The sequence below is a fragment of the Bacillus sp. FJAT-42315 genome (assembly GCF_002797375.1).
Taxonomy (GTDB): Bacteria; Bacillota; Bacilli; order Bacillales; family Domibacillaceae; genus Bacillus_CE.
On the sequence record NZ_KZ454941.1, the window covers coordinates 1 to 13,649 of the forward strand.

Here is a 13,649-nt window from a genome sequence, read left to right on the forward strand (position 1 = left end):
CCAGGATCAAACTCTCCGATAAAGTGTTTGATTGCTCATAAATTGTTTCACTTAGATAAACTAAGTTTTTTTAGAATTAACGTTGACGTTTATTTTGTTCAGTTTTCAAAGATCAATTTCAATCCATTGTCGTTTTAGCGACTTTATTATGATAACATTTGTTCATTTCGTTGTCAACAACTTTTTTGAAGTTTTTCATCAAAACTTGCTGTCGTCGTTAGCAACGAATATAAATATACCATCTCTAAAGAGTGGATGCAAGCACTTTTTTCGTTTTTTTAATAGAATCATATATAAACTTATTTTCCAAACACTTTTTAAAAAAAAGACCGCCTTAAGGCAGTCTTCTTCACATACTATTCTTTATGTCTCATTAATGGGAATAATAGAACGTCACGAATAGAAGGAGAGTTTGTTAACAACATAACTAGTCGATCTACACCGATTCCGAGACCACCTGTAGGAGGAAGTCCGTATTCAAGTGCTTCTATGAAATCATCGTCCATTTCGTGAGCTTCATCATTACCTTGTTCACGCTCTTTTAATTGAGCTTCGAAACGCTCTCTTTGATCAATTGGATCATTTAATTCTGTAAATGCATTAGCATGCTCACGTCCGACAATGAACAATTCAAAACGATCAGTAAAGCGAGGATCCTCGTCATTCTTCTTCGCTAAAGGCGAGATCTCTACTGGGTGTCCATAAATAAATGTAGGCTGTATTAGCTTTTCTTCTACTTTTTGTTCGAAAAATTCATTGACGATATGACCGTACTGCATCGTTTCTTTATATTCGATACCGTGCTCTTTCGCTAATTGACGAGCTTCTTCATCAGTCATCTCTTTCCAAAAATCTACCCCAGTGTATTCTTTAACTGCATCCACCATGTGATAACGGCGCCATTGAGGTTCTAGATTTACTTCATATTCTCCATATTGTACCGTCGTAGAACCTAATACTTCCTGTGCAATATGAGCGATTAAGTTTTCTGTTAAGCGCATAATATCTTGATAATCCGCGTAAGCTTCATATAGTTCGATCATTGTAAATTCTGGGTTATGGCGTGTAGAAATTCCTTCATTACGGAATACACGGCCAATTTCATAGACCTTCTCCATACCACCAACGATTAAACGCTTTAAGTGAAGCTCGATGGCAATACGCATATACAGCTCCATATCAAGAGCGTTATGGTGAGTAATGAACGGACGAGCAGATGCACCACCAGCAATTGAATGCATCATCGGTGTTTCCACTTCTAAATAGCCTTGCTCATCTAAATAACGTCTCATAGACTGAATAATGCGGCTGCGGGCAACGAAAGTTTGTTGGCTTTCTGGACTTGTAATTAAATCTAAGTAGCGTTGACGGTAGCGCTGTTCTACGTCTTTCAACCCATGGAATTTATCCGGAAGAGGACGCAAAGCTTTTGTTAAGTACTCATAATGAGTCACTTTAATTGAAAGCTCTCCTACTTGTGTTTTGAAGACGGTTCCAGCTACACCTACAATATCCCCTAAATCCGTCATATTGAAGACTTCATATGCTTCTTCTCCAATAGCGTCTTTACGGACGTAAATTTGAATTTGGCCAGAAAGATCTTTCACATGCGCAAATCCAGCCTTCCCTTTTCCACGCTTTGTCATGACACGCCCTGCGATTTTCACCGTTGCGTCTTTCTCTTCAAGCTCTTCTTTCGAAAATTGATCGAACTCGGAAATAATTGATTGCGCTGAATGAGTGCGTTCAAATCGTTTACCGAACGGGTCCATTCCTTTTTCTCTTAACTCTTGCATTTTCTCTCTTCTGACTAGCAATTGGTCATTTAAATCTTCGTGACTCATTCCATTCACTCCTCTTATCTATGATCGCCCTGCGCTTTATCCAACCTGACTAGTTGCTTCTTTCTTCTCAACTTCTTGAACAAAACCGGACAGCAGGTTCACAAGCTCATCTCTTGTCTCACATAAGTTAATTTCTTTACGTACGCTAGCGTTGCCTCGAATACCTTTTAAGTACCAAGCCGCATGCTTTCTCATCTCGCGCACAGCAATAAATTCATTTTTCAACTCGATCAATCGATCTAAGTGTAGTAAACAGACATCGATTTTTTCTCGAGCCGTCGGTTCACCCATCAATTCACCTGTTTCTAAATAATGAACGGTGCGATAAATCATCCACGGGTCTCCAAGTGCTGCACGACCGATCATAACACCATCAACACCCGTTTCATCCAACATGCGCTTTGCATCTTGAGGGGTTTGAACGTCACCATTCCCAATAACCGGGATGTTAACCGATTGCTTCACTTCTTTGATAATATCCCAATTGGCGTGACCCTCGTACATTTGCACGCGAGTACGCCCATGAAGCGCAACCGCTTGTCCTCCTGCTCTTTCTACCGCTCTAGCATTTTCTACTGCATAAATGTGGTCTTCATCCCACCCCATGCGCATTTTCACTGTGACCGGTTTACTAACGGCATCCGTAACAGCAGCAACCATCTCGTAAATTTTATTTGGATCAAGCAACCATTTCGCACCCGCATCACATTTCGTAATCTTAGGTACTGGGCACCCCATATTAATATCGATAATATCTGCGTTAGTATTTTTATCCACGAAACTTGCGGCTTGAACGAGAGAGTCTCTTTCTCCACCGAAAATTTGTAGGCTAAGCGGCTTTTCTCTCTCATCAATATAAAGCATTTCTAGCGTTTTTTCGTTTTGAAAAACAATCCCTTTATCACTGACCATTTCAGCGCAAACTAAACCTGCGCCAAACTCTTTCACTGTCAAGCGAAAAGCAGAGTTACATATACCTGCCATTGGGGCAAGAACAACCGGATTTTTCATTTCGATATTTCCGATTTTCAGCATACTTCAATCACCTTTCTAATTATTTATCCGGCGGGCTTAGCTCATCCACACGAACTTGAAGCACTTCAGCGATTTGCTGGAGCAACTGTTCCGTAATAGGACGGTACCCTCTTTCCACATCTCCTAACGCAGATACAGGTACACCTATTTCATGAGCGAGCTCTTCCTGGGTAAAGCCTTTTAATTTTCTAAAGGCTCGGATACGCCGACCCCATTGATCTGTTTCCATAGCCGAACACCTTCTTTCCCTTGAATACTAGTACTAAGTTCTTCAAGCGTCATACGTGTGCCTGGAAAGCATATTGTTGAATCTATCTCTAATAACGGTATAAGCACAAAAGCACGTTCATGCATTCTAGGATGCGGAACAATTAGTTTCTCTGATTCAATATTGTCTTGATTATATAATAAAATGTCAAGGTCTATTGTTCTTGGTCCCCATTTGATTTCTCTTACTCGACCAAGCCGCGCTTCAATAGAAAGGCATTTATCTAACAGTTCTTCTGCACTTAAAGGCGTGCGAATTTTTATCGCCATATTTAAAAAACTAGCTTGGTCAGTATATCCTACTGGGTCCGTTTCATAAATAGAGGAAATTTCTTCAATTGTAATATACTCGTCGTTCTGAAGACTCGTCAATGCCGCTTGTAAGTTAGCGAGCCTGTCACCTATATTCGTGCCGAGCGATAAATAAGCTTTATTTTCCATCGTTCATCCTTCTATCTTTTTCTCATTATTTCTACTGCTACATGCTGATAATGTCCGGGGATCGGCGGATCAGGCTTAATCACTTTAATTGTACAAGCTTGAACAGAAGGAAGTTTATTTAAAAGAGCCGCCGCTATTTTCTCAGCCACACTCTCCACCAGCTTCAACGGTGGACCTTCTGCGACATCTTTGCAAATTTGATATACATCTGCGTAATTCACCGTGTATTCCAATTGATCCGTTTCTCCTGCTCGCTGTAGCGATACTTCTAACGTAGCATCTACTCGAAAGCGTTGACCAAGCTTATTTTCTTCAGGAAAAACTCCATGATATCCGTAAAACTCCATACCAGTTACATAGATCTTGTCCATACTTTTACCCCTTCCCTATCAAGGCATCTGTCATTTTTGCCATGCGGCTAATCGACTTCACATCATGCACCCTTAATATGTTGCAACCTTGTTGTATACCGAAACAACATGTCGCTCCCGTTCCTTCCATTCTTTCTTCTACTGGAAGATCGAGAATGTGACCGATGATTCTTTTTCGTGAAGTACCTAATAGTACAGGAAATCCTAAGGCTACAATCTGATCTAATTGACGAAGCATCTCCAAGTTTTGATCCATACTCTTAGCAAATCCGATTCCAGGATCAAGAATAATCTGATTCTTTTCAACACCAGCTTTTACCGCAATATTAATACTCTCATATAAATCCGCTAACACATCTCTTATGAATACTTCATAATCCATTTGCTCGCGATTATGCATTAAAATAATGGGCACTTGTTTCTCCGCTGCAACCGAGGCAATTTCAGGGTCCTTCTTTGCTCCCCACACGTCGTTAATAATATGGGCTCCTGCTTCAATGGACTGCCGAGCGGTTTCAGCTTTATACGTATCAATTGATAAAGGGACCTGCACTTCAGAAGCCACCGCTTGAATAACAGGCAAAACTCGTTCAAGCTCTTGCTCGAGCGGGACAGGAATGTGACCTGGACGAGTCGATTCGCCACCGATATCAATTAAATCTGCTCCTGAAGCAACCATTTCTTTCGCATGACGGACAGCATTGTCGACATGATGAAACAACCCTCCATCCGAAAAAGAATCAGGGGTTGCGTTTAAAATCCCCATAATGTATGTCTTTTGCTGAAAATCTAAAAGATGTTCTCCCGCTTTCACTTTCATGATCCCGAAAAGCTCCTTCCGCTTTTTAATCTTCTTTTATTTTACCAAAGAAATGGAGCAAAAGAAAAAACAGACTGATTTCTCAGCCTGTTTTTCTTTCGTTATTACTCTTCGTCAAACTGATAGAGTGGTGTACTTAAATAGCGCTCTCCGTTACTTGGAATGATCGCCAATACTTTTTTACCTTTTCCAAGCTTAGCTGCTACTTGCAGAGCGGCAGAAATAGCTGCTCCTGAAGAAATACCGCCTAAGATGCCTTCTTCACGTGCCACTTTACGAGCGGTCTCAAATGCATCTTCATTTTCTATTTTAATAATTTCATCATATACGTCTGTATTCAATACTTTCGGTACAAATCCTGCACCGATTCCTTGAATTTTATGCGGACCTGGTTTACCGCCAGATAAAACTGGTGAATCTGCTGGCTCTACCGCATAAATTTTAATGTCTTTGAACTGTTCTCTTAATACTTGGCCAGCTCCGGTAATCGTTCCGCCTGTTCCGATTCCAGAGATGAAAGCGTCTAGCTGATCCATTTGTTCAGCAATTTCTTTACCTGTAGTGCGGCGATGAATTTCAGGGTTGGCTTCATTCTCAAATTGCTGTGGCATGAAATAACCGTGCTCTTCTGCAAGCTCTTTCGCCTTACGAATCGCTCCACCCATCCCTTCCGCACCTGGTGTCAGCACAAGTTCTGCACCATATGCACGAAGTAAGTTACGACGTTCCATACTCATCGTTTCAGGCATCACAAGAATCGCACGGTATCCTTTCGCTGCCGCAATCATCGCTAGCCCAATTCCCGTGTTACCACTCGTTGGCTCGATGATTGTACCTCCCTTTTTCAAACCGCCTTTTTCTTCAGCCGCTTCAATCATCGCTAAAGCGATACGATCTTTGACACTGCTACCTGGATTCATATATTCAAGCTTCAAATAAACTTCTGCACTATTTTCATCTACGACATTATTTAACTTTACAATCGGCGTCTGACCAACTAATTCAGCTACCGAATTTGCTATACGTACCATTTTCTCCACCTCAATACCGAGTATTTTTATTGGTTATATAGAATTTAACAGTTTTTTTGAGAAAAGTCAATCTTTTTATCCTTTAAATTCTCAATTATTACAAAAAAACCTGCAAAACAAAATCGTCTTGTCAGGTTTTTCTTGTTACATACGATGAAGGATCACTTAGCCTCTTCCTTCATTTGCTTCAGTTCACTTTCTGTAAACAAATACGCTTCATTACAGAAGTGGCACTGAGCTTCCGCCTGTCCTTCTTCAGCAATCATCTCTTCAATTTCTGTTTTCCCAAGACCGATAATCGCATTACCAAAACGCTCTTTTGAACAAGTGCACTCAAAGCTCAACGGCATCTTCTCTAAAACCTTCACATTTTCTTCTCCCAAAATGTAAAAAAGAATTTCCTCCGGAGTTAAACCTTGTTCAATTAGCTTAGAAACAGGGGTCATGTTCGTAATTCTTTCTTCAAGATGGGTAATCGTTTCATCTGTTGCACCCGGCATAATTTGAATGATAAAGCCACCAGCAGCTAAAATCGAATTATCCGGATTGACAAGCACTCCTACACCAACAGAAGAAGGTACTTGCTCAGATACGGCAAAATAGTAAGTGAAATCTTCCCCTATTTCTCCAGAAACGATCGGTGTTTGCCCTGTGAAATGATCTCGCAATCCAACATCTTTCACGATCGAAAGCATCCCATCTGTTCCGACCGCACGACGAACATCTAATTTACCATGTTGATTTAAATCAAAGTGGGTTTGTGGATTCGTCACATAACCTCGAACTTCTCCTTTGGCGTTGGCGTCCACGAGGATCAAGCCAATCGGCCCGCCACCTTGTAATTTAATCGTGAGCTTTTCTTCACCTTTAAGCATAGCTCCCATCATGACACCAGCTGTCATTGTTCGACCAAGTGCCGCGGATGCTGTTGGCCAAGTGTAATGTTTGCTTTGCGCTTCACCGACTGTTTCTGTTGTGTTAGCTGCATACGCACGTACTTGCCCATCATAAGCTAAAGCTTTTACTAAATAGTCCTTCATCTAAACACTTCCTTCTTCATCCAATGTTTCGCTTGTAAATGAGGCAAAGCCCCTTTAATGTTAAAAACGGATCGACTACATCAATACTGATCGCTTCTTCAGCAATTAAAGGTGCTAATCCACCAGTCGCAATCACAGTTGGCGTCTTTTTACTTTGAGCCTTCATTCGATTAACAATCCCATCGACTTGCCCAACATATCCAAATAAAATACCTGCTTGCATCGCTGCTACAGTATTTTTTCCAACGATCTGATCAGGGCGTACGATTTCAATCCGAGGAAGCTTAGCAGCTCTTGAATACAATGCTTCTGTTGAAATATTAATACCTGGAGCAATTGCTCCCCCCATATAATGCCCATCTTCATCAATATAACAATACGTCGTTGCTGTACCGAAATCAACAATGATGAGCGGACTGCCATACTCATGAATAGCAGCTACCGCATTGACAATCCTGTCGGCACCAACCTCACGAGGATTTTCATATTTAATGTTCAACCCTGTTTTTATACCAGGACCAACAATAAGCGGCTTTATATTAAAATATTTTTGACACATTTTTTCAAGAGAAAACATGATTGGCGGCACAACTGAGGAAATAATCATCCCATCAATTTGCGAAAAAGTAAGACCTTCATGTTCAAACAGATTCTTAATAATCATCCCGTATTCGTCCTCTGTTTTATTACGATTTGTTTCAATGCGCCAGTGATATTTTAATACATCATTTTCATACACACCTAACACAGTATTTGTATTCCCTACATCCAAAACAAATATCAACTTTTCTCACCACACCATATAGACTTTTTATTTGCTGCCATTCATCATACCACATATAGGACTAATCAGCATTATGGCACGCCTATACTAATTTGAAAAAAAGGACGTCGATTTCATAGTATCGACGTCCTTTTCATTTAGCTTTTCAGCTCATCATCTTTATTTGTCGGAGTAACCGGCTTGTCTTCAGATCCTACTGTCTCTTCTGCTTGAGCTGGTTCTTCTTTTCTCTGTACATTCACTTTCACTTGATCATTTCCACGTGCATCTGAAGGCTCCGAATCGGAGTACTTTCTTTCAGGCAGTGTTCCATGATCAGCAAGGTGCTTAATTTGAGCAGCATCTAACGTTTCAACTTCAAGAAGCGTATTCGCAATAACATCTAGCTTATCACGATTCTCCGTTAAAATTTCTTTCGCACGCTCATAGCAATTTTTAATAATGTGTTGAATCTCAAGGTCGATTTCGTAAGCAATCTTATCTGAATAGTTTTGCTCATTATTAAAATCACGACCTAAGAATACTTGCCCACCAGATGTTTGTCCAAACTGTAGCGGACCAAGTTTGTCACTCATACCAAACTCTGTCACCATGCGACGAGCAATTCCCGTTGCACGCTGGAAGTCATTATGGGCACCAGTTGATACTTCACCAAAAACAATATCTTCCGCTACACGTCCACCAAGTAAGCCCGTAATCTTATCGAGCAATTCTGGCTTTGTCATGAAATAGCGATCTTCTTTCGGAAGCATTACAGCGTATCCGCCAGCTTGACCACGAGGAACGATCGTTACTTTATGAACCATTTCTGCTTCATCTAGCACTAAACCGATAACTGTATGTCCCGCTTCATGGAAAGCCACAATATTTCTTTCTTTTTTAGAAATGACACGACTTTTCTTAGCTGGACCGGCAATAACACGATCTGTCGCTTCATCAATATCACGCATATCGACTTTTTTCTTATTTCGACGAGCGGCTACAAGAGCGGCTTCATTCAATAAGTTTTCTAAGTCAGCACCAGAAAATCCTGGCGTTCTCATCGCAATTGCTTTTAAGTCCACAGACTCATCAAGCGGTTTATTTCGTGCATGAACACGAAGAACAGCTTCACGACCCGTCACATCTGGACGATCGACAGTAATTTGACGGTCAAAACGACCAGGACGTAATAAAGCAGGGTCTAGAATATCTGGACGGTTTGTCGCCGCAATGATAATAATTCCCTCATTGGCGCTAAACCCATCCATTTCAACAAGCAACTGGTTCAACGTTTGCTCACGCTCATCATGGCCACCGCCAAGACCCGCGCCACGTTGACGACCAACTGCATCAATTTCATCAATAAAGATGATACAAGGTGCATTCTTTTTGGCATTTTCAAATAAATCACGCACACGAGAAGCACCGACACCGACGAACATTTCTACGAAGTCAGAACCACTGATCGTGAAGAACGGAACACCAGCTTCTCCAGCGGCTGCTCGCGCAAGAAGTGTTTTACCTGTACCAGGAGGTCCCACCAATAGAACACCCTTTGGAATTCTAGCACCTAATTCAGCGAATTTGCGAGGATCCTTTAAGAACTCAACGACCTCAACAAGCTCTTGTTTCTCTTCATCTGCTCCAGCCACGTCTTTAAAACGGACTTTTTTCTTTTCATCATTGTACAAGCGCGCCTTGCTCTTACCGAAGTTCATTACTCGGCTACCGCCACCTTGCGCTTGGTTTAATAAGAAGAAAAAGAGCAAGAAAATGATTAAGAATGGAATAATCGTTGTGAAGAAAGAGACCCAACCGCTCGTTTCTTTAGCAGGAAGCACTTCTACTTTTGAATCTTTAGCTGCTTGATCCACTCGATTTAACATCGACTCACTATTCATCACATAAGTAAGGAAGTACTCGCCTTCTTTTGCTCCTTTAAGCTGACCACGAACGGCATAAACGCCTCTTTCTGGCTGCATTGTAAACGATGCCACTTCATCTTTTTCAAGACTTGAAACAAATTGATTATACGTTATATTTTTATTCGGCTCGTTGCTGTTATTGAAATAACTAACAACCCCAATAATAACGAGAAATACTAGTAAGTAAAATATGGTATAACGAAATATTCGGTTCATCCCTTACCTCCTCCCATGATAAAAAACATTGTATTCAATACTATCATAGAAAAACTTGGCATTACAACTATTTGACACGTTGCTTGGCAACTTCATTTAATCCAATCAACCCTTTGATTACTTTTCTGTTGTTGTATACACTTCAGGCTTTAACACTCCTATATACGGAAGGTTGCGGTATTTCTCATCGTAATCAAGCCCATAGCCTACTACAAAGGCATCTGGCACTTTAAATCCTACGATATCCGCTTTGATCTTCGCTTTACGCCCTGTTGGCTTGTCTAAAAGTGTAACAATTTTAATCGATTTCGCTTTACGGTAACGGAAAAGCTCTACAAGGTAGCTTAATGTCAAGCCGCTGTCTATGATATCCTCAATAATGAGAACATCTCTTCCTTCCACTGAAGTGTCTAGGTCCTTCACAATCTTGACCTCTCCAGATGAAACAGTTGAGCTTCCATAACTAGAAACATCCATAAAATCCATTTCTAAATAAGTGTCCACTCTCTTTAATAAGTCAGACATAAATGGCATAGCGCCTTTTAACACACCGATAACAAGTGGAAATCTATCCTTATATTCTTCGGTGAGCTGACCACCTAACTCTTTAATTTTCGCTTGAATTTCTTCTTCAGAAATCAAAATTTGCTCAATATCTTGATTTAACAATGTGTTATCCTCCTAGCAGATGATTGCTTATATAAATTAAAGTGACATGATGGCTAGTAACTTTAGCCTCATACTTGGACTTCTTTAACCCCGGTACCCATAGTACTTCACCGTCATAGCCGGTAATAATTGGCCACTGATCGCGTTTCGTTTTAGGAACTTTCTCATCAATAAATAAACGCTTCAGCTTTTTCGAGCCATTCATCCCTTTTGGTGAAATTTTGTCTCCTTGTCTTCTCGTACGTACATACAGTGGAAGCTTCATCGTATGCGGATCGATCATAAAATAGTGATCTTGATCCATCGATGTAGGAGCTTCAGCAGTTAGCATAAATTCGCCGCCAAACGGCCAAGCAACACGCTCTCCAACCTGTAAGACAAACTCATATTCCTCTTTTTGTTCCTTTTCAAAACTGAAAATACATTGCTGATACTCACGACGAACTTTCAAACCATCAGGAAGGTCTAAGCTACCAGATGAAGATCCGCCTTTTAGCAACTGAAGAATTTGTTGAATATGTATGAAGGAAAACGCTATTTTACCTTTGTAAAGATAGTTTAATATTAGATGAATCGCTCTTCTTTGTAAAGGCAAAGGCACCTCTATAAACGCATTGATTTGTACTTTCGCACTAGCTTCATTTTTTTCCCATACTTTATGCATAGCTACTTCTGTTAATTCATTTAAAAACTGGTCATCCTCTTTCATTTCCTCACTAAATCGTTGAAAATGTTCATGAACTTTTGGATTCTCCTGTTTTAAAAACGGAAGTAGATGATGCCGAAAGCGATTCCGTGTGTAATCCAATCGATCGTTGCTCGGATCTTTCCTCGGCTCAAGTCCTTCAACTAAACAATAATGTTCAATCATTTCTTTCGTTAAAGAAAGCATTGGCCGAATGATTTCTCCATCGGCAAAAGGACGACGCATGGGAATCCCCGTTCTTGTGCTTGTTCCTTTCACCAGTTGCATTAACACCGTCTCTATTTGATCATCTCCATGATGAGCCAGGGCTAGTTTGTTGGCAGAGAACTTTTGCATCCCCTCTTCAAAAAATCGATAACGAACTTCGCGAGCTGTTTCTTGTAATCCTGTTGCTTGTTTTTCCATCACAGCCGAAACATTCACCTGCTTAGCGTAGCAAGGGATGCTATGCTTGTCACAAAAGTGTTCAACAAACTGCAGTTCAGCGTAGGACTCTTCTCCTCTGAACATATGATCTAAATGGAGAGCGTATACTTCAATCTGAAGCACGTCACGATTATTAGCCAAATAAGACAGGAGTGCTAAAGAATCCGGTCCGCCTGATAAACCGACGGCTATCTTATCCCCTTTTTCAATTAATTGATGCTGCTTAATAAACCGTTTCATTTGCTCTTCAAATGCCAGCATAATTTCCTCTTCTTGATCTTTTAATGTTTATGACTATACTATCATTTTTATCAAAGGAAAAACAATTTCTGCAGACCATTTTTCACTACAATAATTCAAGAAAAACATAAAGAGCATATAAGAACGTAATCGTTAAAATAGCAGCCGCCGCTTTGACTTGTTGTCTTATACGTCGCTTCCGTTTGATCGCCGTTCTTCCTGTTGTACGTCTCGTATTCGTCACTTTTTTCACTGGGTCATTACGAACAAGCCTTGGACTTAATGCTTTCATCAATTCTGCTCTCATTTGTTTTGCAGATGAATAATCACCTTGCAAAGCGTGAATCAATACAGGGGCATAAGCTTCAAGCTCCTTCTTATGCTTAATACGCGCGATCACTCCTTTCACTCCACTTCCATCTTTAGTAAACCGATTGGGATATGCAAGATTAACCGCTACCATAGCTGCTGCAAATACATCATAAGAAGGGTCTGCTGTTCGCGAGCCCGCTCCCCAATACCCTCTATCAAAGAATTCCGTATACTCCTTCACTGCTCTCCCTTGCTTTGTCGTGCCACCAACATCAATACAACGAAGACGAAAAGGGGGTCCAGCCACAATTAAATTATCCGGCTTAATATCACCAAATATCCACCCTTCTTGATGAAGGACTTGTAAATTCTCAAGCAGTTGCAAAAGCAATACACCAATCCATGAGACACCCTTCTTCTCAATGAACGAAGAAAGCGTTGGCCCTTGAATATACTCCATTACATAAAAAGGATACGTTTTATCACCCGCTTCCCAATCATCTTCATCGACCAAATAAGGTCCGAGGGAAGACCCCTGGACCTTATTAAATGCCTTCAGTACGTTCATTTCAGATGTAATTGAAAGTTGACTACTCAGCTTTAAGGCAAGCGACCCCTCTTTACCTTTTACTAAAAAAACCGTACCAGTCGCCCCTCGACCTAACTCACGCTCAATAATATACGTTTGCTTATGCCACTTTCCACGAATCACCGTCCCTCTTGGTAAGCTAAATTGATTCTTCGAAGTATTCATCATCATGTGACAACCAGCCTTTTTCATTCCGTTTTTGCTTAAATTGTGAGATAGCTTCACGAATAGCAGGACCTGTCGGTGTTAACCCTCCAGTGGATAGCTTGGAAAACAATGAAGTTAATGACTCTAACTTCGGTGTCCAATCTAAAAGTTGCTCAACTTCTTTTCTTTTCCCGGGAAATACATATAGTGAAAATAAATTGTTTCCCATTCTTGCGTTCATACTTAAAGAAAGATCTAACAGCGCTTCTTTCACCGTTGGCAATTTATCTTGCATACTGGCACTCATATCTACTAAAATCAACACCTCTAAATTGGCCGTTTCACCTAGCTCTTCTACTACCTCCATCACTTCGCCTCGTTTTTCTGGCGGCAAAGATTCTATTTCAACATCATTACTTAATATTTTCTTTAATTGTTGATTGACCACTCCTTGCAATGTTTGTGTCATTGCTTGCCGAGTCACCATTTGTACTGTATGAGATAGCTGCGTTTTATAAACGATTTGGCTAATCCCACCTCCAGATAGAGCAATATGATCAATCTCTGTTAACCCTCTTGGATTCTCCGTCTCACGCCCGACAATTCCAATGACATTGACCGTAATCCCTTGTTCAGCCGCTAATGTAGCCATCGCAACTGGATCTTCACCTGAATTCGAACAGCCGTCAGTCAGCAATAATATTTGCTTAATTGTACCTGCTTTCACGAAAATCCCCTCCTACCTTCTACGAGTTATTAGTATCCTCGCCGGAAAAAAGAGGAAATATACATTCATGTCCTTCA

At 40.7% G+C, this 13,649-nt stretch carries 14 protein-coding genes; all 14 read right to left on the minus strand.

All coding sequences use genetic code 11. The features are described 5' to 3' along the window. Positions 1 to 356: 356 nt before the first annotated feature. The 14 genes from lysS to CEF22_RS00070 all read right to left on the minus strand — a co-directional run bounded on the left by lysS (position 357) and on the right by CEF22_RS00070 (position 13,572). Entirely contained in the window at positions 357 to 1,844 is a 1,488-nt protein-coding gene (gene lysS, locus CEF22_RS00005; protein WP_100401240.1) for a lysine--tRNA ligase, read from the minus strand. Between the two features lie 36 nt (positions 1,845 to 1,880). Further along, positions 1,881 to 2,879 carry a tRNA dihydrouridine synthase DusB gene (dusB, locus tag CEF22_RS00010; RefSeq protein ID WP_100401241.1) on the minus strand — a complete coding sequence of 333 codons (999 nt, stop codon included), beginning with the start codon at positions 2,877 to 2,879 and terminating at the stop codon, positions 1,881 to 1,883. 19 nt (positions 2,880 to 2,898) lie between these two features. Then, the gene (locus CEF22_RS00015) at positions 2,899 to 3,108 is read right to left on the minus strand and encodes a helix-turn-helix domain-containing protein (protein ID WP_094836783.1); all 210 of its coding nucleotides are present in this window, start codon (positions 3,106 to 3,108) and stop codon (positions 2,899 to 2,901) included. Beyond that, the gene (gene folK / locus CEF22_RS00020; RefSeq protein ID WP_100401242.1) at positions 3,060 to 3,587 is read right to left on the minus strand and encodes a 2-amino-4-hydroxy-6-hydroxymethyldihydropteridine diphosphokinase; all 528 of its coding nucleotides are present in this window, start codon (positions 3,585 to 3,587) and stop codon (positions 3,060 to 3,062) included. The genes CEF22_RS00015 and folK overlap by 49 nt, the downstream gene beginning before the upstream one ends. A gap of 11 nt (positions 3,588 to 3,598) precedes the next feature. Continuing rightward, positions 3,599 to 3,958, minus strand: a complete 360-nt coding sequence (gene folB / locus CEF22_RS00025) for a dihydroneopterin aldolase (protein WP_095479470.1) — start codon at positions 3,956 to 3,958, stop codon at positions 3,599 to 3,601. Positions 3,959 to 3,962: 4 nt separating this feature from the next. Continuing rightward, complete coding sequence (gene folP / locus CEF22_RS00030) at positions 3,963 to 4,778, minus strand: dihydropteroate synthase (protein ID WP_100401243.1); 816 nt, start codon at positions 4,776 to 4,778, stop codon at positions 3,963 to 3,965. A gap of 104 nt (positions 4,779 to 4,882) precedes the next feature. Next, the gene (gene cysK / locus CEF22_RS00035; RefSeq protein WP_100401244.1) at positions 4,883 to 5,809 is read right to left on the minus strand and encodes a cysteine synthase A; all 927 of its coding nucleotides are present in this window, start codon (positions 5,807 to 5,809) and stop codon (positions 4,883 to 4,885) included. Between the two features lie 161 nt (positions 5,810 to 5,970). Further along, entirely contained in the window at positions 5,971 to 6,849 is an 879-nt protein-coding gene (hslO, locus tag CEF22_RS00040; RefSeq protein ID WP_100401245.1) for an Hsp33 family molecular chaperone HslO, read from the minus strand. A 16-nt stretch (positions 6,850 to 6,865) separates the two neighbouring features. Next, positions 6,866 to 7,633 (minus strand): type III pantothenate kinase, encoded by a 768-nt coding sequence (locus CEF22_RS00045; protein WP_094836775.1) that lies wholly within the window; start codon positions 7,631 to 7,633, stop codon positions 6,866 to 6,868. Positions 7,634 to 7,770: 137 nt separating this feature from the next. Beyond that, positions 7,771 to 9,756, minus strand: coding sequence for an ATP-dependent zinc metalloprotease FtsH (gene ftsH, locus CEF22_RS00050; RefSeq protein WP_100401246.1), 1,986 nt, complete (start codon positions 9,754 to 9,756; stop codon positions 7,771 to 7,773). A gap of 117 nt (positions 9,757 to 9,873) precedes the next feature. Continuing rightward, entirely contained in the window at positions 9,874 to 10,425 is a 552-nt protein-coding gene (gene hpt, locus CEF22_RS00055; RefSeq protein WP_100401247.1) for a hypoxanthine phosphoribosyltransferase, read from the minus strand. A gap of 4 nt (positions 10,426 to 10,429) precedes the next feature. Then, complete coding sequence (gene tilS / locus CEF22_RS00060) at positions 10,430 to 11,818, minus strand: tRNA lysidine(34) synthetase TilS (protein WP_100401248.1); 1,389 nt, start codon at positions 11,816 to 11,818, stop codon at positions 10,430 to 10,432. Positions 11,819 to 11,903: 85 nt separating this feature from the next. Further along, entirely contained in the window at positions 11,904 to 12,869 is a 966-nt protein-coding gene (locus CEF22_RS00065; RefSeq protein WP_100401249.1) for a protein kinase domain-containing protein, read from the minus strand. Next, positions 12,838 to 13,572: a vWA domain-containing protein gene (locus tag CEF22_RS00070; RefSeq protein ID WP_095479479.1), complete on the minus strand. Its 735-nt coding sequence runs from the start codon at positions 13,570 to 13,572 to the stop codon at positions 12,838 to 12,840. The genes CEF22_RS00065 and CEF22_RS00070 overlap by 32 nt, the downstream gene beginning before the upstream one ends. Positions 13,573 to 13,649: the final 77 nt, after the last annotated feature.

Excerpts from the sequence above, each read along its gene's own strand:
- lysS (WP_100401240.1), bottom strand. The coding sequence starts at position 1,844 with ATGAGTCACGAAGATTTAAATGACCAATTGCTAGTCAGAAGAGAGAAA.
- dusB (WP_100401241.1), bottom strand. The coding sequence starts at position 2,879 with ATGCTGAAAATCGGAAATATCGAAATGAAAAATCCGGTTGTTCTTGCC.
- CEF22_RS00015 (WP_094836783.1), bottom strand. The coding sequence starts at position 3,108 with ATGGAAACAGATCAATGGGGTCGGCGTATCCGAGCCTTTAGAAAATTA.
- folK (WP_100401242.1), bottom strand. The coding sequence starts at position 3,587 with ATGGAAAATAAAGCTTATTTATCGCTCGGCACGAATATAGGTGACAGG.
- folB (WP_095479470.1), bottom strand. The coding sequence starts at position 3,958 with ATGGACAAGATCTATGTAACTGGTATGGAGTTTTACGGATATCATGGA.
- folP (WP_100401243.1), bottom strand. The coding sequence starts at position 4,778 with ATGAAAGTGAAAGCGGGAGAACATCTTTTAGATTTTCAGCAAAAGACA.
- cysK (WP_100401244.1), bottom strand. The coding sequence starts at position 5,809 with ATGGTACGTATAGCAAATTCGGTAGCTGAATTAGTTGGTCAGACGCCG.
- hslO (WP_100401245.1), bottom strand. The coding sequence starts at position 6,849 with ATGAAGGACTATTTAGTAAAAGCTTTAGCTTATGATGGGCAAGTACGT.
- ftsH (WP_100401246.1), bottom strand. The coding sequence starts at position 9,756 with ATGAACCGAATATTTCGTTATACCATATTTTACTTACTAGTATTTCTC.
- tilS (WP_100401248.1), bottom strand. The coding sequence starts at position 11,818 with ATGCTGGCATTTGAAGAGCAAATGAAACGGTTTATTAAGCAGCATCAA.
- CEF22_RS00065 (WP_100401249.1), bottom strand. The coding sequence starts at position 12,869 with ATGATGATGAATACTTCGAAGAATCAATTTAGCTTACCAAGAGGGACG.